The organism is Kitasatospora sp. Xyl93 (assembly GCF_055383135.1).
The window spans coordinates 2,932,259-2,957,500 of the sequence record NZ_AP029185.1 but is presented as its reverse complement, the minus strand read 5'-3'; the positions used below and the strand labels follow the sequence as shown (position 1 = coordinate 2,957,500).

Here is a 25,242-nt window from a genome sequence, read left to right as displayed (position 1 = left end):
TGCCGAGCCGATTGTGGTGAAGTGGATGATCCTATGCTGTCGAGAAAAGCCTCTAGCGAGTTTCATGGCGGCCCGTACCCCAAACCGACTCAGGTGGTCAGGTAGAGAATACCGAGGCGTTCGGGTGAACTATGGTTAAGGAACTCGGCAAAATGCCCCCGTAACTTCGGGAGAAGGGGGGCCATTCCTGGTGATGGGTCTTGCACCTTGAGCTGGGGGTGGCCGCAGAGACCAGCGAGAAGCGACTGTTTACTAAAAACACAGGTCCGTGCGAAGCCGTAAGGCGATGTATACGGACTGACGCCTGCCCGGTGCTGGAACGTTAAGGGGACCGGTTAGCTTGGTTTCGGCCAGGCGAAGCTGAGAACTTAAGCGCCAGTAAACGGCGGTGGTAACTATAACCATCCTAAGGTAGCGAAATTCCTTGTCGGGTAAGTTCCGACCTGCACGAATGGCGTAACGACTTCTCGACTGTCTCAACCATAGGCCCGGTGAAATTGCATTACGAGTAAAGATGCTCGTTTCGCGCAGCAGGACGGAAAGACCCCGGGACCTTTACTATAGCTTGATATTGGTGTTCGGTTCGGCTTGTGTAGGATAGGTGGGAGACTGTGAAGCAGCAACGCCAGTTGTTGTGGAGTCGCCGTTGAAATACCACTCTGGTCGTGCTGGATGTCTAACCTGGGTCCGTGATCCGGATCAGGGACAGTGTCTGGTGGGTAGTTTAACTGGGGCGGTTGCCTCCTAAAGGGTAACGGAGGCGCCCAAAGGTTCCCTCAGCCTGGTTGGCAATCAGGTGTTGAGTGTAAGTGCACAAGGGAGCTTGACTGTGAGACTGACGGGTCGAGCAGGTACGAAAGTAGGGACTAGTGATCCGGCGGTGGCTTGTGGAAGCGCCGTCGCTCAACGGATAAAAGGTACCCCGGGGATAACAGGCTGATCTTCCCCAAGAGTCCATATCGACGGGATGGTTTGGCACCTCGATGTCGGCTCGTCGCATCCTGGGGCTGGAGTAGGTCCCAAGGGTTGGGCTGTTCGCCCATTAAAGCGGTACGCGAGCTGGGTTTAGAACGTCGTGAGACAGTTCGGTCCCTATCCGCTGTGCGCGTAGGAGTGTTGAGAAGGGCTGTCCCTAGTACGAGAGGACCGGGACGGACGAACCTCTGGTGTGCCAGTTGTTCTGCCAAGGGCATGGCTGGTTGGCTACGTTCGGGAGGGATAACCGCTGAAAGCATCTAAGCGGGAAGCCTGCTTCGAGATGAGCACTCCCACCTCCTTGAGAGGGTAAGGCTCCCAGTAGACGACTGGGTTGATAGGCCGGATATGGAAGCCCTGTGAGGGGTGGAGTTGACCGGTACTAATAGGCCGAGGGCTTGTCCTCAGTTGCTCGCGTCCACTGTGTTGTTCTGAAACAACGACCCCAATCCAGCGTGGTTGGTGCGGTTGACAGTTTCATAGTGTTTCGGTGGTCATAGCGTGAGGGAAACGCCCGGTTACATTCCGAACCCGGAAGCTAAGCCTTACAGCGCCGATGGTACTGCAGGGGGGACCCTGTGGGAGAGTAGGACGCCGCCGAACAATCATTGCTGAAGAACCCTCATCCGGGTCCCGGATGGGGGTTCTTCGCATTTCCGGATCATCTCACTCGATGGTGTCACTTCGTCCACCAGCAGGTGGTCCTAGGTCCACCCCGGAATTGGGGTGCCATGACCAGTGTGGGTGCCGGGCGGTTCGTGAACACTGATGGAGGACGATCGGTACCGGCACCAGGAGCTTCCCGTGACAACAGTGAGTCGTACGAGCGGCACGTCCGTACGTGCGCAGGCCCGGGCCGCGTTCGCGGCCGGCGGTGAGGGGCTGACCCGACTGGTCGTGGTGTTGCTGAGCGCGGTGCCGGGGCTCGCGCTGCCGGTGGCGGCCGCCGTTCTCTCGGGGGTGGTCGCGGCCCAGATGCTCCAGAACTACTCCCCGGCGATCCTCGCCGCGCTGCTGGTGGCGGCGTTCGTCGGTTCCGCGGTGGCGGCGTTCCTCGTCCGCAGCGTGGCCGCCCGCACCCGCGGTCAGCTGGAGCGCTGGTTCGGCATACGGCTGCCGGCTGTGTACGAGCCGTGTCCGGAGCTGGAGTTGGACGGTCGTGGCCACTGGTGGACGGGCTACACCTACCACCGCTCGCGGACGGTGGCGAAGTACGCGCAGGCCGTCCACTGGGGGCTGCGGGACCGGACCACCCGCGCCGAGCTGCTCTGGCTGGTGGTGAACCCGTTCCTCGTGGTGGCCCTGGTCGGGCCGGTGGCCGTGCTGCTCGGGCTGGGCGTCGGCTACATCCTCGCGGGGCCGGTGCCGGCGGACGGGGTGGGGCCGCTGAACGGCCGGATGGTGTCCGTCCTGCTGAGCGTCGTGCTCGGGGCCGCTATGGTCGCCGTCGGCACGCTCGTGGCCCCGTTCGCGGTGCGGATGTACGCGGAGGCGGCCCGCCGGGTGCTGGACCAGGACGGCCGGGCCACGCACGCCCAGCTGACCAGGCGGGTGGCCGAGTTGACCGAGACGCGGGCGGACGCGGCGGGCAACCAGGCGGCCGAGCTGCGGCGCATCGAGCGGGACCTGCACGACGGCGCCCAGGCGCGACTGGTCGCGATAGGGATGACGCTGGGCACCATCGAGCACCTGATGGACACCGACCAGGAGGCCGCGCGGGAGCTCCTCGCCGAGGCCCGCCAGTCCTCGGCGAGGGCCCTCCAGGAGCTGCGGGACCTGGTCCGCGGCATCCACCCGCCGGTGCTCGCCGAGCGCGGACTGGGCGACGCCGTCCGCGCCCTGGCACTGGACAGCGCGCTGCCGACCGAGGTGTGCGTGAGCCTGCCGGACCGGCCGCCGGCCCCGGTGGAGGCCGCCGTGTACTTCAGCATCTGCGAGCTGCTGGCCAACGCGGCCAAGCACTCGGGGGCGGACCAGGTGTGGGTGGACATCCTGTACCGGGCCGGCTCCCTGCGGGTCACGGTGACGGACGACGGCGTGGGGGTGGCGGACCCTTCGCGGGGGACGGGGCTGCGCGGGATCGAGAAGCGATTGGGTACCTTCGACGGTGTCCTCTCCATCGACAGCACGTCGGGCGGACCCACCACCATCACCTTGGAGCTGCCGTGCGAGTTGTCCTCGCCGAGGACCTCTACCTCCTTCGCGAAGGCCTGATCCGGCTGCTGGAAGCGCACGGCTTCACCATCGCCGCAGCGGTGGAGACCGGTCCCGAACTGTTGGAGGCGCTGCTGACCCACCGCCCGGACGTGGCCGTGGTCGACGTCCGGCTGCCCCCGACGCTCACCGACGAGGGCCTGCAGGCCGCGCTCAAGGCCCGGCGGGAGATCCAGGGCCTGCCGGTGCTGGTGCTGTCGCAGCACGTCCAGCAGCTCTACGCGCGGGAGTTGCTGGCCGACGGCACCGGGGGGATCGGCTACCTGCTGAAGGACCGGGTGTTCAACGCCGGGCAGTTCATCGACGCGGTGCGGCGGGTCGCGGCGGGCGGCACCGCGATGGACCCGGACGTGATCGCCAAATTGATGCAGACCACCTCGCGCCGGCCCGGCCCGCTGCTCCGGCTGTCGCCGCGCGAGCGCGAGGTGCTGGAACTGATGGCCGAGGGCTGTTCCAACTCGGCGATCGCCGCCCGGCTCTCGGTGAGCGACGGTGCGGTGGCCAAGCACATCGCCAACATCTTCGGCAAGCTCGAACTCGCCCCCGACGAGGACGCCAACCGCCGGGTGCTGGCCGTACTGACCTACCTCAACGGCACGGCGGGGCAGACCCGCTGACGGTCCGGTCGGCCTCCGGCGCGGCTCCGAGCGGTGCCGGGGCCGGCGTCGGGCCGCCGCACTGTGACACCCCAGGCTGTGGAAACGCTTAAACAGGTGTACGAGTAAACTCCGGTGGGCCGGGCCCGGCGGTTGCTCAGCCGTCCGGCGGCCCGACCAGCGGGACCCGGCAGCCGTGGCAGCGTACGGCAGCAGCCGACATCCAGGGGTTGATAGACGTAATGGCACGCCCAACGCTCACCAAGGCCCATCGGGGCCTGCTCGGCATGGTCGCGGCCGGTGCCTGCATCATCTCGGGCATCGGCTTCGCGGGTTCGTACAACGCGGTGCGCGAGCTGGCCGAGCAGAAGGGTTTCGGCGCCTTCTCCTACGCCTTCCCGATAGGCGTGGACGCCGGCATCGTGGTGCTCCTCGCACTCGACCTGGTGCTGACCTGGCTGCGGATCCCCTTCCCGATGCTGCGGCAGACCGCGTGGCTGCTGACCGTCGCCACCATCGCCTTCAACGCGGCCGCCTCCTGGGGCGATCCGCTCGGCATGGGGATGCACGCCGTCATCCCGGTGCTCTTCGTCGTCGTGGTCGAGGCCTCGCGGCACGCGGTCGGCCGGATCGCGGCGATCACGGCGGACCGGCACATGGAGTCGGTCCGGGTGATGCGCTGGATCCTCTCCCCGGTGCCGACCTTCCGACTCTGGCGGCGGATGAAGCTCTGGGAGCTCCGCTCCTACGACGAGGTCATCCGACTCGAGCAGAACCGCCTGGTCTACCGGGCGCAGCTGCGCTTCCGGTACGGCCGTGGCTGGCGCCGCTCGGCGCCGATCCAGGCACTGCTGCCGCTCAAGCTCGCCAAGTTCGGCGTGCCGCTGGACCCGGCGCTGCTCGACCGGCTGGACGACGAGGGCCGTGAGCGCGAGGCCACGAAGGCCGAGGCAGTCGAGGCCGTGGAGGCCATCGAGCAGGATGCCCCGGAGTCGGAACTCCAGGAGGGTCGGGCCGCTGTGGCCATCGCCCCGGTCGAGGCGGACCCGGTCCAGCCGCCGCAGCCCCGGCCCGAGCCGCACCCCGAGATCGAGCCTGTGTCGGCCGCCGAGGCCCCGGCGCAGCCGCAACAGTTCCAGCCCGAGCAGTTCCAGCCCGAGCAGTTCCAGCCCGAGCAGCCCCAGGCTCCGGCCACCGTCCCGCCGGTACCCGTCGAGGTGGCCGCACCGGTGCTGGCGAAGCTGGCCGCCGTCCGTCGGCGCGTCGAGGCCGAGCCGGAGGGCGAGCCCGTCGAGGGCCCGGTGCAGCGTGGAGACGAGGTCGACGTCTGGGCGGCCGGACAGACCCGCGCCGGCGGCCAGCGACCCGACGCCGCCACTCCAGTTCCGCCCCTGGGCCCTGAGGCTCCTGCCGTTCCTGCTCCTGCCCCCGTTCCTGCTCCCGCCCCCGCTCCCGCGCCTGCTCCCGCGCCTGCTCCCGCCCCCGCCCCCGTCGGTCGGGCACCCCGCCCGACCTCACCGTGGTTCAACGCCGTACCGGTGGCCGCGGAGCCGTCCTCGGAGCACCTGGAGCCGGTCGAGGAGCCCCTTCCCGGTGAGGTGTCCGACACCCGTCCGGGGCCGGCACACCTCGACCTCGACCTCGCCTACGAGGCGCTGCTGTCGTACATGGACGCCCACAACCACCAGCCGGACGCCCAGCGGCTCGCCGACTGGCTGACCAGGAGGTACGGCGCCACCGGGAAGGGACCGGACGGTGCGGTCCACCCGAAGGAGGTCGCCGACCTCTATCCCGCACTGAACGAGCGGTACGCCGACGCCGGGAGGGACTGACCCCGGGGACCGCCCGAGGGGACCGGCCGCAGCCGTCACCGTCCGGGCACCGGGCGGCCATTGACGCCCGATCCCGCCGGGGCTACCTTCGCCTCAACAAAATGTTGAAGCTCTGGTTCGGCATGGAGGAGTGCGGATGACACGGGTCGGGGTCGACGGAAACGGGCCGACGGGCGGGGCCTCCTTCTCCTCCGCGGCCCGTGCCGCCGTGGAGGCGCTGCTCGCCCCGGTCGACGCCGAACTGGCACGCCGTTACCCGGGCGAGCCCGGCACCAGGCAGCCGGTCCACACCGTCTACGTCCCGGCGGACGCCTTCGGCGCCGACACCGTGCGGGAGTGGGGCCGCCGGGCCCTGGAGGCCTTCGACCGCCACGCCGCCACCCCCGCCGAGCTGGCCCGCGCCCTCGGCGTCGCGGACGACGGACTGCTCGCCGACGTGCACGCCCGGGTCCGCGCCAAGCTGGAGCGCGAGCCGGTCGAGGACCTGCGGATCGACTTCGAGGACGGCTACGGCCCCCGCCCCGACACCGAGGAGGACGCGGCCGCCGTCCGCGCCGCCGAGCTGGTCGCCGCGTCGGTGGCCGACGGCAGTGCCCCGCCGTACCTGGGCATCCGGATCAAGTGCCTGGAGGCGCCGGTCCGCGCCCGCGGCATCCGCACCCTGGAGTTGTTCCTGGGCACCCTGCTGGCCGGTGGCGGCCTGCCGGACGGGCTGGTCCTGACCCTGCCCAAGGTGACGTACGCCGAGCAGGTCACCGCGCTGGTCCGGCTGCTGGAGGACTTCGAGGCGAGGGCCGGGCTGCCCGCCGGCCGGATCGGCTTCGAGATCCAGATCGAGACCACCCAGGCGATCCTCGGCCCGGACGGCCGGGCCACCGTCGCCCGGATGATCGAGGCCGCGGAGGGCCGCGCCACCGGCCTGCACTACGGCACGTTCGACTACAGCGCCGCCTGCGGCGTCGGCGCCGCCCACCAGAGCATGGACCACCCGGTCGCCGACCACGCCAAGGCGGTCATGCAGGTGGCCGCGGCCGGCACCGGGGTCCGGCTCTCCGACGGCTCGACCAACGTCGTCCCGACCGGCTCCACCGAGCAGGTGCACGCCGCCTGGAAGCTCCACCACGGCCTGGTCCGCCGCTCGCTGGCCCGCGCCTACTACCAGGGCTGGGACATGCACCCGGCGCACCTGCCGACCCGCTACGCCGCGGTCTACTCCTTCTACCGCGAGGGCCTGGCGGCCGCCGCCGCCCGGCTGGCCGCGTACGTCGCGAAGGCGGGCGGCGAGGTGATGGACGAGCCGGCCACCGCCCGGGCGCTGAGCGGCTACCTGCTGCGCGGCCTGGACTGCGGCGCCGTCGACCTCGCCGAGGTCACCGCGCTGACCGGCCTGGACCGCGAGCGGCTGGACGCCCTGGCCGGCCGCTGACCCGACCGCGGCGGGCCGTCGGTCCCGGCCGCTGACCCCTCCCGCCGCGCGCCAACTAGGCTGGCGGTGCCGCTCCGGTGTCCCGGGCGTGCGCCGTCAGCCTTCGCCGTCCTCGGGAGGACCCCCGCGCCATGTCCGCCACGCCGGAGCCGACCCCCAGGCCGTACCTCACCATCCGGCGGGCCGGCAGCCACGAGATCGAGATCAAGAAGTCCCGGTTCATCTGTCACCTCGCCCGGGTCGCGGACGAGGAGGAGGCGCAGGCCTTCATCGCCGGCATCCGCAAGCAGTACTGGGACGCCCGGCACAACTGCACCGCCTTCGTGGTCGGCGACGAGCAGCACCGGGAGCGCTCCAGCGACGACGGGGAGCCCGGCGGCACGGCCGGGGTGCCGATGCTGGAGGTGCTGCGCCGGCGGGGGCTGACCGACACCGTCGCCGTGGTCACCCGGTACTTCGGCGGGATCAAGCTCGGCGCGGGCGGCCTGGTGCGGGCGTACGGGAACGCGGTGTCGGAGGCGGTGGACGAGATCGGCCTGCTGGAGCGCCGGCCGGTCGCGCTGCTGGCCGTGACGGTGGACCACGTGCGGGCCGGGCGGGTGGAGAACGACCTGCGGGCCGCCGGGTACGCGGTGAGCGACCTGGCCTACGAGGCCACCGGGGTGAGGATCGAGGTGGGCGTGCCGGAGCCGGACGTGGCGGAGTTCCACACCTGGCTGGCCGAGGCGACCGGCGGAAGCGCGGTGGCGGTCCCGGCCGGCCGCACCTACGTCGAGGTGCCGGTCTGACCGAGGGGAAGGGTGGCGTCCGTGGGGCCAGGGGGTCGGACGGTCCGTCGGACGGCCCGTGACCGGCCGCTTCCCGTAGACCAGGCGCCGCGCCACGCGGAAGACCGCTTGAGTAGATTCACCCGAACGTAGTGTCGTGGCCCGGAGTTGGAACTTCCCCTCCGGGCCGTGGCGTTTCCTGGGCAAGGCTCCGGCAGAACCGGACGAAACCATCGATGGAGGACACAGGACCCGACCCCGCACCGCGGAGGCATGCGCATGACCTCAGACCGTTCGACCTCGAATCCCCAGTCCACGACGAATCCGACCGCGAACCGCCCGACCTCGACCCACCCGACCGCGAACCGCCCGGCTTCGAACCATCCGATCGCCAACCGTTCCGCCCCGAACCGCGTCCGCTCGCACGCCGCCGACCTGCCTGGTGCCCGCGGTCCCGCGGCGCCCTACCGGATGACGGTCACCACGGCCCTGACACACGCCGAGGCCGTCGCCCTGGCCGACGAACAGCTGGCCTCCTGGCTGAAACAGGAGGGCTTCGAGGAGCCCCCGCCGACCCGTCCCGCCCCCGCCGGGCGGAGCGCCGAACCGGCTCCCGGCACCGAGCGGCTGCGGCTGGGCGAGCGCGTCCTGCTCGACCGCGACCAGGGGCCGCTGCGCGGCGACCCGGACGTCGGCCGCTACGACCCGGACATCGGCCGCGGCGCCCCGGACGCGGGCCGCTACGACCGCCGCCGGCTGCGCACCCCGGCCCCGCACGGCACCCAGCAGCTCACCCTCACCGTGGCCACCGCCCCGGACGGCCCCACCTGGGTCCGGCTGGAAGCCGAGACCCACAGCACCGGCAGCGGCGTGCGCACCCCGTGCCGGGTGCCGGTGCCCGAACTCGCCCGCTCGCTCCTCCCGTTGCTCGACGCCACCGACGGCCCGGCCGCCGTCCACCTCGCACCCCGGGTGATCACGGCCGACGAGGTCGACGCCCTGATCGACGAGCTCTGCGACCCCGAGCGCAGGCTGCCCACCGTGGTGGCCAGCGTCCCGGTGAACCTCCCGCTCGACCGCTGGGTGCAGGACGTGGTGGCCCCGCTCTGCCAGCAGCTGCCCGGCCTCGCCACCGCCTACGTGCTGGACCCCGGCGCCCGCACCTGGTTCAACGTCGCGCTGGAGTACCACACCGTCTACGGCGGGGCGGTGCGCACCTACCTTCCCGAGGTCGACCCGGCCTCCCGCCAGGACAGCGCCCGACATCCGGTACTCGCCCGGGGCCGAATAGAAGAGGACCTGCGCCGCGCCGCCGGGCTGCTCGCCCGCGAGCCGCGCCGCCTGGCCGCGGAACAGCCGCTGCCGCCGCCGCTGGCGGCCGTCCCGGTGCTGCGCGTCCCGCCGCCGCAGCTCCGCCAGACCGCGGAACAGGCCACGGCTCAGGCCACGGGTCAGGACACGGAACGGGCTGGGCGGCGAACCGCGGGGCAGACCGTCGACCGGGCACCGGAGCAGGGCGTCGAGCGGACGGCCGAGCACGACGCCGAGCAGGCCGCGGAACGGACCACCGGCCGGGCCGCCGCGTGCCACGGCGACGAACTGGCCGCGCTCGCCCGCGAGGAGCAGCAGGACCGCGTCGAGCAGCAGGCCCGGGCCGACGAGCTGGAGCGGGTCCGGCACACCCTGCGCCTGGAGCGCCGCGAACACCGCGAGCGGGGGCAGGGCCGTGACGGCCGGGACATCCGGGACGGCCGCCTCCACTCCGGCACCCGCGCCCTGACCGGTCGGCACTGCGTCGCACCGGGCAGCGGGCCGGGCGCCGGGCTGCACTCGGCCGCCCAGCCCCACGACGGCCGCGGCACGCCCGAGACCTTCACCGAACTCATGGCCAGACTGGGCGAGTTCCCCCTGGTGACCTTCACCGGTGACCAGAAGAGCGCGCTCGCCCTGGACGAGCTCCAGTGCGCCGGCGCGGGCTGGGCCAGGCTCGCCTGGGACGGGCTGACCGCCCTTCAGGAGTATGCCGAGGCGGCCGTGCGCGGTGCGGCCGGCGGGGACTTCAAGCAGTGGTGCGAGCGCACCCCCGAGGGCTGCCGCCGCTTCCCGCCCCGAAAGGCGGTCCGCGGGGAGTCCCGGACGGTGTTCAGCCACACCAAGTGGAAGCGCGAGCGGATGCTGCCGGTGCCGGAATGCGTCGACTCCTCCCGGCGCGCGTTCATGGGCGCGCACCTGCGGATCGGCGGCGGCCGCACCGCGCCCCGGCTGCACTACCTGGACGACTGCTCCGGCAGCGGCCGGATCTACGTCGGCTACATCGGTCTGCACCTGACCAACACCCGGACCAACTGAGCGGCTTGGCTGACCGCCGCGCCCGTTCGGGGGACAATGTCCGGCAGGGGCGGGCCCTCAGGCTCGCCGATCGCCCCGGGCAGGCGCCGGACGAGCATGGGGGAACGACGACCGATGCAGTACTCAGCAGACGGCCAGTCCGAGGGAACCGCCACCGTCCAGTTCCCCCGGCCTGGCTTCCTCGCCTCGGTCTTCCGTGACCTCGGAGCCGAGGAGGAGCGCGCGCCGGACAGCGCCGCCACCGGCCGCCCCGGCGGAGGCGCGGCCGGTGACGGCCCGTCCGGCGGCGCTCCGACCAAGGGTGGGCCGATCGATGGCGGCCCGGTCGATGGCGGACCGGCCGGTGACGGTTCCGCCGCCCCGGGCCTCGCCGGTCGAGGACCCGCCTCCGGCCCCGTCTCCGGCCCCGGTGAGGCCGAACCGAACGAGGCCGCCCCCGACGAGGCCGTGGCTGCGCACGCCCGGGCCGCCGCCCTGACCCACCACCGCACGCTCGCCGTGCGGGCCGAACACGACCGCTTGGCCGACCTGCTGCGGCGGGCCGCGCTGCCCGTCGCGGCCATGGACTTCGAGAGCCAGCTGCGCCACTACCAGCCCCGCCCCTACCCGGCCGACGGCTCCGACACGGCCGAGGAGTCCGAGCCCCGCTGGGAGGACTTCGCGCCCGCCGAGCCGCCCGCGGCCGACCCGGAGAGCGGCCCGTCCCGCCGGCTGCTCGACTCCGGCTACCAGCGCGAGCTGGCGCAGGCCCGGCTCACCCACCAGCGCGCCCTGCGCGAGTGGCGCACCCGGCGGGCCGAGGCCGGCAGCCCGGCCGCCGACGAGTCCCGGCGCGCCCACGAGGCGGCCGAGGAGGCCCGGGCCCGCGCCGTGCGCGAGTACAACGAGAGCCTGGAGGAGTGCCGCCGGGCCTACCGGCTGGCCGAGCCGGCCGCCGTGGAGTCGCTGCTGGAACGGGCGCTGGCCGCCGCCGAGACGGTCACCCAGGACCTGCCCGCGCCCTGCCGGGCGGTCTTCCGCCCGCTCACCCGCACCGCCGTGCTGGACCTCGACCTGCCCCCGCTCGACCTGGTGCCCTCGCTCGCCGGCTACCGGCTCGCCCCGGACGGCGACATCCACCCGGTGCCGCGCCCGCCCGCGGACCGGGCCACCGACTACCTGCGGCTGGTCGCCCGGCTCGCCCTGCGCGCCCTGCAGGCCGCCGACGCCGTCGACACCGACGAGATACTCGCCGGCGTCGTGCTCAACGGCTGGCTGCGCGATCCCGCCGATCCCGCCGCCGAACCGCTCTGCCTGGTCAGCGTGGACGCCGACCGCGACGCCCTGGCCCGCACCCGGCTGCTGCCGCCGGGCACCCCGTACGAGGAGCGCGACGACGAGGGGGTCTACGCCGACGCCGAGCAGGACGAGGCGCTGGTGCGGCTGCGCCGGCTCGGCGCCGCCGTCACCCCGGACCCGTACGACCTGGCCGGGGTCCAGCCGGCCGCCCGGGCCGGGGTCACCGTCCCGGCCGCCTCAGACCTGTCCGCCAACGAGTTCGCCCAGCTGGTGCGGGACCTGTTGACGCGCGGCGGGATCGCGCGGTGGAGCGTCCGGCTGCGCGGCCCGGCCGGGCTGGTCGCCACCGGCGAGGGCGCACCGGGGACGGCGCTGCCCGGCCGCTGGGTGGTCTGGGCCTCCCGGGACGCCGCGTCGATCGGAGCCGAGCAGATCGAGACCCTGGCCGAGGCGGTCGGCGAGGAGTCCGCCGAGCGCGGCCTGCGGCTGACCACCGGCCGGTTCACCGAGGAGGTGCTGGACCTCACCGCCGGGGAGGGCCACCGGCACATCCACCTGATCGACGGCGACGGCGTCCGCGAACTCGCCCACACCCACCTCGGGCTGCCCCTCGCCACCGGCGGCTGACCCGCCCGCAGGCAGGCCGCGCCGACGTGCGGCCTCACTCCGACGGCCCAGTCGGCGGCCCGTCCGGCGGGCGCCCCGGTGGGCCCGGGCCGAGGCTGGGGGAACGGCTCCCGACCCGGTCCCGGCACCCCGGGTGATCACCGTCGAACGGGCGTCCGGTACGGTCGGCGATCGGCCCGGCCACGGGCGGATCCCAGGGGGAGAGGAATGGGCAGAGCGTTCGGCGGACCATCCGACCAGGGCCCCGGCCACCCGGCCGGACCCGGGACGGAGTCGATCCGATGACCGCGGTACTGGTCGCCGCCGCGGCGTTCCTGATGACCCTGGTCGGCGGTTTCGTCGCCCAGCGCACCCGCGACCGCCGCCACCTGGTGCTCGGCTTCGCCGCCGGACTGATGCTCGGCGTGGTCGCCTTCGACCTGCTGCCCGAGGCGATCCACCAGGCGCCGGGCGAGGTGCACGGCGTACCGCAGGCGCTGCTGATGTTCGCGGCCGGCTTCCTCACCATCCACGTGGTCGAGCGCGCGGTCGCCATCCACCGCGGCCACGAGGGCGAGTACGCCGCCCACTCCCACGGCCACCACGTGCACGACCACTCCGCCGGACGCCAGGGCATCGGGCTGACCGCCGCGCTGGCCCTGGTCGGGCACAGCGTGATGGACGGCTTCGCGATCGGCGCCGCCTTCCAGGCCGGCACCACGGTCGGCACGGTGGTGGCCATCGCGGTGGTCGCGCACGACTTCGCCGACGGCTTCAACACGTACACGATCACCCGGCTGTACGGGAACAACCGGCGGCGGGCGCTGACCCTGCTCGCCGCGGACGCGCTGGCCCCGGTGTCCGGTGCGGCGATCACCCTGGCGTTCACCATCTCCGAGCACCTGCTCGGCCTCTACCTGGGCTTCTTCTCCGGGTTCCTGCTCTACCTGGCGACCTCCGACATCCTCCCCGAGGCCCACAGCCCGCACCCCTCGCGCAGCACCCTGCTCTGCACCGTCGCCGGGGTCGGCTTCATGTGGCTGGTGATCGGCTTCGCCGGCTGAAGCGCGTACCAGCCCGTAGAGCACTCGCACGACGTCCGCACGAGCCCTCGCGACGTCCGTACGAGGCCCGACGACAAGCCCGTACGGGGGCCGGCAGGAGGCCCGCTCAGACCGGCAGCCGCCCCCAGCACTCCCGCATCGAGGCCAGTGCCTCGGTGATGGCCGGCCGCCGGGAGGCCTGGGAGCGCCAGAGTGTGAACACCCGCCGGCTCGGCTCCGGCATCACCCGGCGGGCCGCCACCCCGGGCGGCAGCGGGCCCCGGCCGAGCCTCGGCACCAGGCCCATCCCCAGCCCGGCCGCGACCAGCGCGATCTGCGTCTCGAACTCCCCGACCTGGTAGCGCACGTCCGGCTCCTCGCCGGCCTCGCGCAGGGTGCGGACCAACCAGTCGTGGCAGATGTTGCCGGGCGGCACGCTGATCCAGCGCTGCCCGCACAGCCGCTCCACCGGCACCGGGTCGAGCGCGGCCAGCCCGTCGTCGACGGGCAGCAGCAGGTCCACCGGGTCCGTGCCGAGGTCCATCCGGGAGACCCCCTCCTGCACCGGCAGCGGCACGGTCGGCCAGTCCTGCACCAGCGCCAGGTCCACCTCGCCCCGGGCCACCAGCTCGGCCGCCGGATAGGGGTCGCGCTCCAGCAGCCGGACGTCCAGCTCCGGGCAGCGCCGCCGCAGATCGGCCAGTGCCGCGGGCATCAGTCCACGGGCACCGGACGGGAACGCCGCCACCAGCAGCCGCCCGACGGCCTGGCCGCGCTGCTCCTCCAGCCGCACCTCGGCCTGCTCCACCAGCCCCAGCACGGTCTGCGCGGTGACGGCCAGCTCGCGCGCCGCGTCGGTCAGTACCACGCCCCGGCCCTGCCGCTCCAGCAGCACCGTCCGGGTCTCCCGCTCCAGCTTGGCGATCTGCTGCGAGACCGCCGACGGCGTGAAGCCGAGCGCGGCCGCCGCCCCGCCGACCGAACCGTGCACCGCCACCGCGTGCAGCGCGCGCAGGCGCCCCAGATCCATCATGCAGCGATCCTAAAGTGTTCCCTTCAGTATTCATCGCTGGTGCTACATGGTCCGGCGCCACCATGCTCGACCCATGACCGCGACAACCGCCGCCGCCCCGAGCGGCCAGCCCGGCACGGGCACCACGGGAAGCACCGGTGGCGGGGGCGGCATGAGCCCGCGCCACATCGCCCTGGCCGTCCTGGTGGCCGCCGTCTGGGGCCTCAACTTCGTCCTGATCCACGTCGGCCTGGACAGCTTCCCGCCGCTGCTCTTCTGCGCCCTCCGGTTCGCCGTCGTCGCGGTGCCGGCGGTCTTCTTCGTCGGCCCGCCCAGGGTGGCCTGGCGCTGGGTGGTGGCGGTCGGCGTGGTCCTCGGAGTGGTCAAGTTCGGGCTGCTCTTCCTCGGCATGCACGCCGGGATGCCGGCCGGGCTCTCCTCCCTGGTGCTCCAGGGGCAGGCCGGCTTCACCGCGCTGTTCGCCGCCGTGCTGCTGCGCGAACGGCCCGGCGGGCAGCGGCTGGCGGGCCTGGCGGTCGCCTTCGCCGGCATCGCGCTGAGCGCCTGGGACCAGGGCGCCGGCGGACCGCTCGGGGCCTTCGCCCTCGTCGTCCTGGCCGCCGTCGCCTGGGGCCTGGCCAACGTGCTGACCCGCAGGGCCGCGCCGCCGGACGCGCTGCGCTGGATGGTCTGGGTCAGCGCCGTCCCGCCGCTGCCGCTGCTGGCCCTGTCCCTGCTGGTCGAGGGGCCGGAGGCGGACCTGCGCGCCCTGCGCGACATCACCCCGGCCGGACTGGGGGCGATCGGCTACGTCGGGCTGGTCTCCACCCTGCTCGGCTTCGTCGCCTGGAGCTTCCTGCTGCGCAGCTACGACGCGACCGCCGTCGCGCCCTACTCGCTGCTGGTCCCGGTGTTCGGGATGTCCTCGGCCTGGCTGCTGCTCGGCGAGCGGATCAGCCCGTCCGCTGCGGCGGCCGCGCTGCTGGTGATCGCCGGGATCGGGATCACCGCGCTGCGCCCGGGGGCCGCTAGCGGCGCGGTGGCCCGGCTGCGAGGAAGCGGGCCTCGGCGGAGCGCAGCACCCGCAGCAGCACCTCCTCGTCGGCGGGGCTGACCTCGCCGAAGTACTCCTGCGCCACCTCGTCCCGGACCTGCCCGATCCGATCCACCGCCGCCCGCCCGGCCTCGGTCAGCAGGATCCGCACCGCCCGCCGGTCGGCCGGGTCGGGGCTGCGCTCGACCAGGCCGGCCTCCTCCAGCGCGTCGACCACGGTGGTCGCCGAGCGCGGGGCGATGTGCAGCTTGTCGGCGAGGTCGCTCAGCCGCATCGCGTGGTCCGGCGTCTCGCAGCCGGGCACGTGGGCGAGCATGCGCAGCGCCCGGGCCTGGCCGGGGGTGATGCCGTACGGCTCCAGCCGCCAGCCGGTCTGACGGCGGATCCGCTTGATCGCCCTGGTCATCGCGTCGGCGAGTTCGGCGGCGGTGCCGGCGGTGCCGACGGTTCCGGGAGCGCCGGGAGCACCCGAAGTGCCGGGCCGGGGGTCGGGGGAGGAGTCCGCCGGTTCATCGGTCGGCGTGGTGGTCATCGGCGGTCTCCTCGGCTGGCGTCCGCCCAAGGGTAGCCGCCGGTCCGGGGCCCGCGGCCGGCGGCGGAGGACGGTCGCGGAAATATGTTGAGCCTAGCTCAGCATCTGGGTTAGCGTTGCGCCTAGTGAGGGGACCCTAAGTTCCCCTCCCCGACCTTGGAGGGCCCATGCCCCGCTCCGAAGCCCGCGTCGCCACCGACCGGCCGGGCCGTTACGCCAAGCAGCTCACCGCCCACATGGGGCGCAAGATCGAGGCCGTCTACTCGGAGGAGACCGGCCGCGGCACGCTGGTCTTCGGCGCCGGCACCGCCACCCTGGAGGCGCAGCCGGACGCACTGCTGCTCACCGTCGAGGGCGAGCGCGAGAACCTGCCCGGCCTGGAGGACGTCGTCGGGCGCCACCTGGTCCGCTTCGGCGCCCGCGACGAACTCGTCATCGAGTGGCACCGCGACAACGGCGAGGCCGGCCTGGTTCACCGCAACGAGGACCCCGAGGCCTGACGCCTGCCGGAACCCGGCCGGGGCAGCCACCGGGCGAGCGACCACAGCACCAGGACGGCCAGGCACCAACTCGCCACCACGTCCAGCAGCCAGTGGAAGTCGCTCCACACCAGCCCCGCGCCCACCCCGAGCGACAGCAGCGCCGCACCGGCCGCCAGCCCCCGGGCGGCGAGCGGCCCCGCCACCCGGGCCAGCAGCAGCGCCGCCACCCCGTACGCGACCGTCGCGGTCGCGGTGTGGCCGGAGGGGTACCAGCCCCACTGGCCCGCCGTCAGCGGCTCCCCGAGCGGCCCCGGCCGGGCGAACGCCGACTTCGCCGGGACCACCAGCAGCGGGATCAGCCCCGCCGTCAGGGCCGCCACCGGCAACGGCGGCCACCAGCGGCCCGCCCCGGCCCGGCGACCCCGCCAGGCGGCCAGCGCGCCGGCCAGCAGCAGCACCGGGACCGCCGGGACACCGCCGCCCAGGTCCGACAGGAGGTGGCCGAGGCGGTCGAGCAGCGCGTTCGGGAAGTCCCGGTGGGCCGTGCGGACCGCCCGGCGGACCCAGCGGTCCACGCCCAGCAGCGGCCCGTCCGCCGCGACCTGCCAGGACACCACCAGCAACAGCACCGCCGCCACCACCGGCACGGCCACCGACCGCGCCGCCCGGCCCAGGACGGCGAACAGCCGCCCCGGAGCAGGGGGGAGAGCTCCGGGGCGGCTCTGATGATCGCCGTTCCGCGCGTCCCGGGGGGTGTGGGGCGGACGGTCGGTCGATCGGTCTTCGGTGTGCGCCGGCCCTCCCGGGCCGGCCTGGTCGTCCTCGTGCGGCACCCGCGGAAGGGGCCCCGGAAGGGGCCCCGCGGACGGCCGCGCCAACGGCTGAGGCTCGCTGTCCATCTGTGATGACACTACGTCAACACCCCTTCCGCGCCGAGCGCCTCCAGCGATTCCGCACATCATCTTCACCCTGCGCCGTTCGGCCTCCGGGGCGCCCCGGCGACCATGCCCGGCCCGCCCGCACGGTGCGCCCGGAAACCGAACGGCCCGTGCGGACCAGAGGTCCCCACGGGCCGTTCAGCGCTGTCCGGACAACCCTCCGGAGGGGTTCACCGCCTGACGGGCGACACCGCTCAGAGGGCGGCGAACGCGCCCTCCAGGATGTCCAGGCCCTCGTTCAGCAGGTGCTCCGGCATGACCAGCGGCGGCAGGAAGCGCAGCACGTTGCCGTAGGTGCCGGCGGTCAGCACGACCAGGCCCTCCGCGTGGCACGCCTTGGCGATGGCCGCGGTGGCCTCCGCGTTCGGCTCCTTGCCGCCCGGCAGCACCAGCTCGATGGCGATCATCGCGCCGCGGCCGCGGACCTCGCCGATGATCTCGTACTTCTCCTGCATCGCCCGCAGGCGGCCCAGCATGATCTCGCCGATCCGCTGCGCCTTGCCGTTGAGGTCCTGCTCCTTCATGGTCTCGATGGCGCCCAGCGCGGCGGCGCAGGCCACCGGGTTGCCGCCGTAGGTGCCGCCCAGGCCGCCGGTCTGCGCGGCGTCCATGATCTCGGCGCGGCCGGTCAGCGCCGACAGCGGCAGACCGCCCGCGATGCCCTTGGCGGTGGTGATCAGGTCCGGGACGATGCCCTCGTCCTCGCACGCGAACCACTGGCCGGTGCGGCAGAAGCCGGTCTGGATCTCGTCCGCGACGAACACGATGCCGTTCGCCTTCGCGAACTCCACGATCGCCGGCAGGAAGCCCTTGGCCGGCTCGATGAAGCCGCCCTCGCCCTGGATCGGCTCGATGATGATCGCGGCGACGTTCTCCGCGCCGATCTGCTTGTTGATGGCGTCGATCGCCTGGGCGGCGGCCTCGGTGGCGGCGTTCTCCGCACCGGTCAGCCAGCGGTACGGGTAGGCGACCGGCACCCGGTAGACCTCGGGGGCGAACGGACCGAAGCCCTGCTTGTACGGCATGTTCTTCGCCGTCAGCGCCAGGGTCAGGTTGGTGCGGCCGTGGTAGCCGTGGTCGAACACCACGACGGCCTGGCGCTTGGTGTAGGCGCGGGCGATCTTCACCGCGTTCTCGACGGCCTCGGAACCCGAGTTGAACAGCGCGGTGCGCTTCTCGTGGTCACCCGGGGTCAGCTCGTTCAGCTGCTCGGCGACGGCCACGTAACCCTCGTACGGGGTCACCATGAAACAGGTGTGGGTGAAGTTGGCCAGCTGCTCGGTCGTCCGGGCCACCACGGCCTCGGCGCTGTTGCCGACGTTGGTCACGGCGATGCCGGAGCCGAAGTCGATCAGCGAGTTGCCGTCCACGTCCTCCAGCACGCCACCGTTGGCACGGGACACGTACACCGGCAGGGTGGTGCCGACACCGGCCGCCACCGCACCCAGCTTGCGGGCGTGCAGCTCCTGCGACTTCGGACCGGGGATCGCGGTGACCAGGCGGCGCTCCTGCGGGAGCGGCGTTGCGGCGCTCATGGGGTTTCTCCAGACTTCTCGGCTCGGTGCTTCGCAGGCTACGGCCGCCCTCCCCACCCGGGCACGCGCCACTCGGTAGCAGTGCGCCGCCCGACTTGTCCGGCACGGCCAGCACGGGCGGTACGACTACCCGCAGGCCACGCTCCACTACCCTGAGCGCGGGCGTGTCGCCGGTACGGCGGCATGGGTATGGCGGCACCGACGGCGGTCGGGCCGGGCGGGCGAGGGAGCGGGGCCGTACATGGCACACGACGGGGCACACCACCACGGCGAGCACACCACCACCAGACCCCCGACGCCGGTCCCCTCGCCACGCCCCGGCGCGGGTACCCCCGCCTTCGACCTCGCGGCCTGGGCCTGCGCCCCGCGCCCGGACGCCGACCCGGGCATCTACCGGCTCGGCTACCGCCGCATCGACCCGGAGCGGGCGGAGGCGGCCAAGGTCGCCACCTGGCCGCTGCTGCTGCGGGCGGGGTTGAACGCGGTGGTGGGGTGGCTGGCCTTTGTCTACGGCGTCGAGTTCGCTACGGACGGGGCGACGCTGGTCGGCGTCCTTCCGTCACAGTCGGCCTTCGTCGCGACATCGGTGGTCCTCACTCTGAACGTCCTGGTGATGGGCATCGTCATCAAGGTCTTCGGCCGGATGGGCCGCTGGCCCGAGGTGTGGCGCCGTTACGTCGCGCCGCTGGTGTCGCGCACCGTGACGCAGGAGCGGCCCGCCGAGGAGGATGTCCCGGGGGTGGCCGAGGCCGTGCGGGGGCAGGATCCGTGGGCCGGGCTGCGCCAGGGCGGCGCGGCCGAGGCAGCGGCCCGGCTGGACGGCGAGGCCGTGGGGGACGTCGACTACGTGCGGATCCGGCGCGCGTGGGAGTCCGCCCAGGCGGACCCGGTGTTCGTGCCCGCCTTCGCCGACCAGGTGGCCACCCGCGGTGCGGCGGCCTTCGCCCACCCCTCCGAGGCGCGTGAGCTGCCCGATCGCGCCGAGCGGCACGATCTGCTGCTCGGTCAGGTCCGGCTCGGCACCGCGCAGGACGTCCCGAAGAACCCGCTGGGCCACCGGGCGGCCGGTTTCGCACTGGACCCGGCGGTGCTGGGCACCTCGCTGCTCGCGGTGGGCCCCGCCGGGACGGGGAAGACGGCGCGGCTGGCCCGGCCGGTGGCCGAGGCGTTGTGCCTGCAGGCGCTGTCCGGCACCGCCTGCGCGGTGGTGGTCGGGGCGGCGGACGCCGAGCTCGGTCCGGACTCCTGGTACGACGTGGTGATCGCGCCCGGCGACCCGTCCTCGCTGTACGGGCTGGACCTCTACGGCGCCGCGCGGGACCCGGACGAGGCGGCCGCCCGGCTGGCCGAGGCGCTGCTGCCGGACGAGCTGACCGCCCGCGCCGAGCACGCCCGTACCGCGCTGCAGCAGGTGGTGGGCCCCTTCCACGCGGCGTACGGCCGCTACCCGGGGGTGCGGGAGCTGCGGGCGCTGCTGGCCGGTGATCCGGACGTGCTGGCCGCCCTGGTGAAGGCGCTCGGCGCGGCCGGTCGGCTGGCCGTCCACGAGCGGGACCTGGAGCACCGGGAGCGGCAGCGCGACCGGGCGGACGATCCCGGGGCGCTGCTGGCGGACCGGCTGGCGCTGCTGGAGCGGCCCGCCTTCGAGGGGGCCTTCGCGACCGACGGCACCGGTCGGCCCCCGTTCGCGATGCGGGTGCTGGACCACCCGCTGCGGGTGCGGGTGAAGCTGCCCGAGCGGAGCCACCCGGAGGCGGCGCGGATGCTGTCCCGCCTGGTGGTGGGGCAGTTCGTGCAGGCGGCCGGCGCCCGCGAGGACCGTTCGCTGTTCGCCGGCCTGGTGGTGGACGACGCCTCGGCGGCGCTGGACGCCACCGCGGTGCGCGGCCTGCAGCGGATGCGCGGGGCGAACGCGGGCGCGGTGCTGCTGCTGCGCACGCTGGTGGACCTGCCGGAGGCGCTGCGGGCGCCGCTGTTCGGCGCGGTCGGCTGCCGGATGGCGTTCCCGGGGATCGCGCCGTGGGACGGCAAGCTGTTCTCGGAGGCCTGGGGGACGCACCTGGTGCAGGAGACCGCGGTCACCCACACCCCCGACACCTCCGGTGGGGTGATCCGGCGGGCCGGGCGGGTCGGGCGGAAGGCGTTGTCGGGGACGACGGCGCAGACGGAGTCGGTGACGACGCGGGACGTGGAGCGGTTGCGGTGGTCGCCGTCGGATCTGGCGCACGCGTTGCCGGCGGGGCACGCGGTGGTGTCGTTGACGGCGGTGTCGGGGGAGCAGGTGCCGCCGTTGCTGGTGGATCTCAGGAACTGACGGCGGGGCCGCCGGGAAGTCGCCTTCGAGGTGGATTCGGCAGTGCGGGTTGTCCGGAGCGTCCATAATGAAGGGGAGAGACCCTCACCAGTCCCACGTCCCTCTCCTCGCCCGGCCGCAACGGCGCGGTCAGGTCGATCCTCCGAAGGTGCCATGCCCCCCACACTCGCCTCCGTCGTCCGCAACACGTCGCTCCATCTGACGGTCCTCGCCGGTGCGGACCACCTGGAGCGGCCGGTCCGCTGGGTGCACACCAGTGAGCTGGACGACCCGACGCCGTTCCTGGAGGGTGGTGAGCTGCTGCTCACCACCGGTATCAAGCTGGGCCGTACGGCGGCGCAGCTGCAGGCGTACGTGCACCGGTTGGCCGACGCGGGCGTGGTCGGGCTGGGGCTCGGGGTGGGGCTGTCGCACACCGAGGTGCCGCAGCCGCTGGTGGACGCGGCGGCGCAGCGCGGGCTGCCGCTGCTGCGGGTGCCGGAGCCGACGCCGTTCATCGCGATCAGCAAGGTGGTGTCGGCGGCGCTGGCCGCGGAGCAGTACGAGGCGGTGACGACCAGCTTCGAGGCGCAGGAGGAGCTGACCCGGGCGGCGCTCGGCAAGGACGGCACGACGGCGGTGGTGCGCCGGCTGGCGGCCCGGCTGGGGGGCTGGGCGGCGTTGTACGACGGGTCGGGCGCGCTGTCGGTGGTGGCTCCGGACTGGGCGGCGCGCCGGGCGGGGCGGTTGGCGGCGGAGGTGGACCGGCTGCGTCGGCGGCCGGCGCCGTCGAGCGCGGCGCTGCAGGGCCGCGCGCCGGGGATAGACACGGCGGACGAGGACTACGTGGTGGTCCAGTCGCTGGGGGCGGACCGGCGGGCCCGGGGCTTCCTGGCGGTCGGGACCGAGGACCGGATCACGCCGACCGAGCGGTACGTGCTGAACGCGGCGGTGGCGCTGCTGACCCTCACCCTGGAGCGTTCGCGGGAGCTGCGGCAGGCCGAGGAGCGGATGGGCGCGGCGCTGCTGCGGATGGTGCTGGCGGGCGAGGTGGCGACGGCCCGGCAGGTGGCGGTGGGGCTGTTCGGGGGTCTGCCGGAGGGGACGATACGGGTTCTGGTGGCCGGGGCCGGGCCGGCCTCCGCGGATGCCGCGGAGGCGCTCGGGGAGCTGGGCGACCGGGCCGAGCAGGCGGGTTCGCGGGTGGGCGAGAAGCTGCTGGTGGCACGGGAGGACGGTGCGCACGGGCCGCGGCTGATGGTGCTGGCGCTGGACAACGGCGCGGTGCACCGGGCCTGTCTGGGCGCGGTGGAGGAGCACGAGGGCCTGTCGTTGGGCGTCTCGGCGCCGGCCGCGTTGGAGGACGCCGGGACGGCGCACGCGCAGGCCGAGCGGGCGCTGGCGGTGGCGCTGCGCGGTGGCCGCCGGTCGGTGGACCACGAGGAGGTCGGCGCGGGGTCGCTGCTGCCGCTGCTCGGCGAGGACGCGGTGACGGCCTTCGCGGAGGGGCTGCTGCGGCCGTTGCGGGAGCACGACCGGACGGCCCGCGGGGACCTGGTGGCCTCGCTGCGGGCGTGGCTGTCCCGGCACGGCCAGTGGGACGCGGCGGCGGCCGACCTGGGCGTGCACCGGCACACGCTGCGCTACCGGATGCGCCGGGTAGAGGAGCTGCTGGGCCGCTCGCTGGACGACACGGACGTGCGGATGGAGCTGTGGCTGGCGCTCCGTTCCGGCGAGGAGTGAGACCCGGCGAGGACAGGGCGCCCCGGTGAGGAGTGAGACCGGGCGAGGACAGGGCGCCCCGGCGAGGAGTGGGCCCGGCGAGGAGCGACGCTCCCGGGGGGAGTGTGAGGCCCCGGGAGGCTCAGCGCAGTCGGGAAGCGGCGCCCCGGGGGCGGCTCCCGTAGGACGCGGTGGAGTGGCCTCGGGGGCGAACGCTCCTAGTCGGCCAATCCGGTCCGCGCGCCGCCCCGCCTACCCTCAAATCCGGGTCCCACGTCCGTGGGCCGTAGGACAGACGAGGAGAGGGCCGGTACCACGGTGACCACCACGTACGATTTCTGGCTCGCCGGCCGCCGGGCGAGCGGCGACGCCGACTTCGAGGTGCACAACAGCTGGGACGGCCGTCTGGTCGGCAAGGTGAGCATCCCGACCGAGGCCCAGGTCGAGGAGGCGCTGGACGCCGCCGTCGCGGCGCTGCCGGTGTTCGCCGCCACCCCGGCGCACCAGCGTGCCGGCGCCCTGGACCACGTGGCCAAGCGGCTGGCCGAGCGCACCGAGGAGCTCGCCCAGCTGGTCAGCGCCGAGAACGGCAAGCCGATCAAGTGGGCCCGCGGTGAGATCGGCCGCGCGGTGTCGGTCTTCCGCTGGGCCGCCGAGGAGGCGCGCCGCACCAACGGCGAGACCATGCGGCTGGACACCGACCCGGGCGGCGTGGGCCGTTTCGCGGTGGTGCGCCGCTTCCCGCGCGGTGTGGTGCTGGGGATCGCCCCGTTCAACTTCCCGCTGAACCTGGTCGCCCACAAGGTCGCCCCGGCGATCGCGGTCGGCGCCCCGATCATCCTGAAGCCGGCGCCGGCGACGCCGCTGTCGGCGATGGTGCTGGGCGAGATCCTGGCCGAGACCGACCTGCCGGTCGGCTCCTGGTCGATCCTGACCGTGCCGAACGACCGGATGCCGGCCCTGGTGCAGGACGAGCGCCTGCCGGTGATCTCCTTCACCGGTTCGGACAAGGTCGGCTACCAGATCATGGACTCGGTGCCGCGCAAGCACTGCACCCTGGAGCTCGGCGGCAACGCCGCGGCCGTGGTGCTCGCCGACTGGTCCTCGGAGGCCGACCTGGACTGGGCGGCCACCCGGATCGCGATGTTCGCCAACTACCAGGGCGGCCAGTCCTGCATCTCGGTGCAGCGGGTCATCGCCGACGCCTCGGTGTACGACGCGCTGGCGGAGAAGGTCGTCGCCAAGGTCAAGGCGCAGGTCACCGGTGACCCGAGCGACGACGCGACCGACGTCGGCCCGCTGATCGACGAGAACGCCGCGAAGCGCGTCGAGTCCTGGGTCGAGGACGCGGTCGCCAAGGGCGCCAAGGTGCTCGCCGGCGGTACCCGCGAGGGCGCGACCTACGCCCCGACCGTGCTGGCCGACCTGCCCGGGGACGCCATCCTGGCCAAGGCCGAGGTGTTCGGCCCGGTGCTGTCGCTGCACAAGGTGGACGGCGTGGACGAGGCCTTCGCGGCCGTCAACGACTCGGCGTTCGGCCTCCAGGCGGGCGTGTTCACCCACGACCTCCAGACCGCCTTCCGCGCCCACCGGGAGCTGGAGGTCGGCGGTGTGATCATCGGTGACGCGCCGTCCTACCGCGCCGACCAGATGCCGTACGGCGGCGTCAAGGACTCCGGTGTCGGCCGTGAGGGCGTCAAGTACGCGATGGACGACTACACCGTCGAGAAGGTCATGGTCCTGACCGGCCTCGACCTCTGAGCGGCACCGTAGTGACGCCGTAGCGGTGCCATGGCAGCGCTACGGCGGTAGCGGGAGGGCCCGGTTCACCGAACCGGGCCCTCCTCGCGTCCGAGCGCTCCCCGCACCCCCCACGCGCGCCCGCGCCGGTTCAGCCGTCGTGCCCGGCGGCCGCGGCGACCGCCTCCTCGACGGTGGCGTTCCCGGCGACCAGCTCCAGCGTCAGTCCGGCCGTGCCGGGTTCGTGCAGCAGTGCGGCCAGGACGGCGGCCACGTCGGCCCGGTCCACCGCGCCGCGGTCGACCGAGGGGGCCAGCCGGACCAGGCCGGTGCCGGGGCCGTCGGTGAGCCGCCCGGGGCGCAGCACCGTCCAGTCCAGAGCGGTCCGGGCGCGGACGGCGTCGTCGGCGGCGCCCTTGGCCCGCAGGTAGGTCTCGAAGACCTCGTCGGCGGGGTGGCGCGCCTCGGCGTCGGCGGCCATCGCCGAGACCATCAGGTACCGGCGGACCCCGGCGAGTTCGGCGGCGTCGGCGAGCAGGACGGCGGCGTCCCGGTCGACGGTGTTCTTGCGGGCGGCGCCGCTGCCCGGTCCGGCGCCGGCGGCGAAGACCACCGCGTCGGCACCGGTCAGCAGCCCGGCGAGCTGCGGGGCGGTGGCGGCCTCCAGGTCGAGCAGCAGCGGCTCGGCGCCGGCGTCGACGAGGTCCTGGGCCTGCTCGGGGCGGCGGATGATCCCGGCGGGCCGCTCGCCGCGGGCGGCGAGCAGCCGTTCCAGCTGGAGCGCGATCTGTCCGTGGCCCCCGGCGATGACGGTACGCATGGTTCCGACGGTAGTCCGAAGGGCTGGA

The 25,242-nt window shown here is 73.7% G+C and carries 18 protein-coding genes and 2 rRNA genes (1 of these 20 running past the window's edge); 15 read left to right on the top strand and 5 right to left on the bottom strand.

Annotation, left to right across the window (positions count from 1 at the left end):
- From ACZ5GH_RS13015 to ACZ5GH_RS12970, 10 genes are all read left to right on the top strand, one after another.
- Window positions 1-1,381 (top strand): 23S ribosomal RNA (locus ACZ5GH_RS13015); it begins 1,739 nt to the left of the window's first position.
- An 80-nt stretch (window positions 1,382-1,461) separates the two neighbouring features.
- Window positions 1,462-1,578 (top strand): 5S ribosomal RNA (gene rrf, locus ACZ5GH_RS13010).
- A 201-nt stretch (window positions 1,579-1,779) separates the two neighbouring features.
- Window positions 1,780-3,189: a sensor histidine kinase gene (locus tag ACZ5GH_RS13005; RefSeq protein WP_464334319.1), complete on the top strand. Its 1,410-nt coding sequence runs from the start codon at window positions 1,780-1,782 to the stop codon at window positions 3,187-3,189.
- Window positions 3,141-3,806 (top strand): response regulator transcription factor, encoded by a 666-nt coding sequence (locus tag ACZ5GH_RS13000; RefSeq protein WP_387760233.1) that lies wholly within the window; start codon window positions 3,141-3,143, stop codon window positions 3,804-3,806. Before ACZ5GH_RS13005 ends, ACZ5GH_RS13000 begins: the two co-directional genes overlap by 49 nt.
- Window positions 3,807-4,027: 221 nt before the next feature.
- Window positions 4,028-5,617 (top strand): DUF2637 domain-containing protein, encoded by a 1,590-nt coding sequence (locus ACZ5GH_RS12995; protein ID WP_464334318.1) that lies wholly within the window; start codon window positions 4,028-4,030, stop codon window positions 5,615-5,617.
- Between the two features lie 136 nt (window positions 5,618-5,753).
- Window positions 5,754-7,043, top strand: a complete 1,290-nt coding sequence (locus ACZ5GH_RS12990; RefSeq protein ID WP_387760235.1) for a DUF6986 family protein — start codon at window positions 5,754-5,756, stop codon at window positions 7,041-7,043.
- Between the two features lie 131 nt (window positions 7,044-7,174).
- The gene (locus ACZ5GH_RS12985; RefSeq protein WP_464334317.1) at window positions 7,175-7,831 is read left to right on the top strand and encodes a YigZ family protein; all 657 of its coding nucleotides are present in this window, start codon (window positions 7,175-7,177) and stop codon (window positions 7,829-7,831) included.
- 450 nt (window positions 7,832-8,281) lie between these two features.
- Window positions 8,282-10,159, top strand: a complete 1,878-nt coding sequence (locus ACZ5GH_RS12980) for a hypothetical protein (RefSeq protein WP_464334316.1) — start codon at window positions 8,282-8,284, stop codon at window positions 10,157-10,159.
- A gap of 114 nt (window positions 10,160-10,273) precedes the next feature.
- Window positions 10,274-12,064: a restriction endonuclease gene (locus ACZ5GH_RS12975; protein WP_464334315.1), complete on the top strand. Its 1,791-nt coding sequence runs from the start codon at window positions 10,274-10,276 to the stop codon at window positions 12,062-12,064.
- A 281-nt stretch (window positions 12,065-12,345) separates the two neighbouring features.
- The gene (locus tag ACZ5GH_RS12970) at window positions 12,346-13,107 is read left to right on the top strand and encodes a ZIP family metal transporter (RefSeq protein ID WP_401118552.1); all 762 of its coding nucleotides are present in this window, start codon (window positions 12,346-12,348) and stop codon (window positions 13,105-13,107) included.
- A gap of 106 nt (window positions 13,108-13,213) precedes the next feature.
- Here the strand turns inward: ACZ5GH_RS12970 and ACZ5GH_RS12965 are convergent, their stop codons facing one another.
- Window positions 13,214-14,119 carry a LysR family transcriptional regulator gene (locus ACZ5GH_RS12965; RefSeq protein WP_464334314.1) on the bottom strand — a complete coding sequence of 302 codons (906 nt, stop codon included), beginning with the start codon at window positions 14,117-14,119 and terminating at the stop codon, window positions 13,214-13,216.
- 151 nt (window positions 14,120-14,270) lie between these two features.
- On the opposite strand from ACZ5GH_RS12965, the gene ACZ5GH_RS12960 reads away from it, so the two are divergent.
- Window positions 14,271-15,212: an EamA family transporter gene (locus ACZ5GH_RS12960; RefSeq protein ID WP_464336819.1), complete on the top strand. Its 942-nt coding sequence runs from the start codon at window positions 14,271-14,273 to the stop codon at window positions 15,210-15,212.
- Here ACZ5GH_RS12960 and ACZ5GH_RS12955 read toward each other — a convergent pair.
- Window positions 15,127-15,684 (bottom strand): MarR family winged helix-turn-helix transcriptional regulator, encoded by a 558-nt coding sequence (locus tag ACZ5GH_RS12955; RefSeq protein ID WP_464334313.1) that lies wholly within the window; start codon window positions 15,682-15,684, stop codon window positions 15,127-15,129. The two genes, ACZ5GH_RS12960 and ACZ5GH_RS12955, sit on opposite strands and share 86 nt — an antisense overlap.
- Window positions 15,685-15,851: 167 nt before the next feature.
- On the opposite strand from ACZ5GH_RS12955, the gene ACZ5GH_RS12950 reads away from it, so the two are divergent.
- Complete coding sequence (locus ACZ5GH_RS12950) at window positions 15,852-16,184, top strand: DUF2218 domain-containing protein (protein ID WP_387760246.1); 333 nt, start codon at window positions 15,852-15,854, stop codon at window positions 16,182-16,184.
- Here ACZ5GH_RS12950 and ACZ5GH_RS12945 read toward each other — a convergent pair.
- Together ACZ5GH_RS12945 and gabT are read right to left on the bottom strand one after the other, a co-directional pair.
- Window positions 16,157-16,819, bottom strand: a complete 663-nt coding sequence (locus ACZ5GH_RS12945) for a phosphatase PAP2 family protein (protein WP_464334312.1) — start codon at window positions 16,817-16,819, stop codon at window positions 16,157-16,159. The two genes, ACZ5GH_RS12950 and ACZ5GH_RS12945, sit on opposite strands and share 28 nt — an antisense overlap.
- A gap of 479 nt (window positions 16,820-17,298) precedes the next feature.
- On the bottom strand, window positions 17,299-18,639 hold the full coding sequence (gene gabT / locus ACZ5GH_RS12940; protein WP_401118560.1) for a 4-aminobutyrate--2-oxoglutarate transaminase: 1,341 nt from the start codon (window positions 18,637-18,639) through the stop codon (window positions 17,299-17,301).
- Between the two features lie 241 nt (window positions 18,640-18,880).
- Here gabT and ACZ5GH_RS12935 point away from each other — a divergent pair, with 241 nt between their 5' ends.
- The 3 genes from ACZ5GH_RS12935 (at window position 18,881) to ACZ5GH_RS12925 (ending at window position 24,415) form a co-directional block, all read left to right on the top strand.
- Window positions 18,881-20,953 carry a type IV secretory system conjugative DNA transfer family protein gene (locus tag ACZ5GH_RS12935; protein WP_464334311.1) on the top strand — a complete coding sequence of 691 codons (2,073 nt, stop codon included), beginning with the start codon at window positions 18,881-18,883 and terminating at the stop codon, window positions 20,951-20,953.
- 153 nt (window positions 20,954-21,106) lie between these two features.
- On the top strand, window positions 21,107-22,675 hold the full coding sequence (locus tag ACZ5GH_RS12930) for a PucR family transcriptional regulator (RefSeq protein WP_387760253.1): 1,569 nt from the start codon (window positions 21,107-21,109) through the stop codon (window positions 22,673-22,675).
- A 297-nt stretch (window positions 22,676-22,972) separates the two neighbouring features.
- The gene (locus ACZ5GH_RS12925; protein WP_387760255.1) at window positions 22,973-24,415 is read left to right on the top strand and encodes an aldehyde dehydrogenase family protein; all 1,443 of its coding nucleotides are present in this window, start codon (window positions 22,973-22,975) and stop codon (window positions 24,413-24,415) included.
- A 130-nt stretch (window positions 24,416-24,545) separates the two neighbouring features.
- Here ACZ5GH_RS12925 and ACZ5GH_RS12920 read toward each other — a convergent pair whose 3' ends face one another.
- Window positions 24,546-25,214, bottom strand: coding sequence for an NAD(P)-binding oxidoreductase (locus tag ACZ5GH_RS12920; RefSeq protein WP_387760256.1), 669 nt, complete (start codon window positions 25,212-25,214; stop codon window positions 24,546-24,548).
- Window positions 25,215-25,242: the final 28 nt, after the last annotated feature.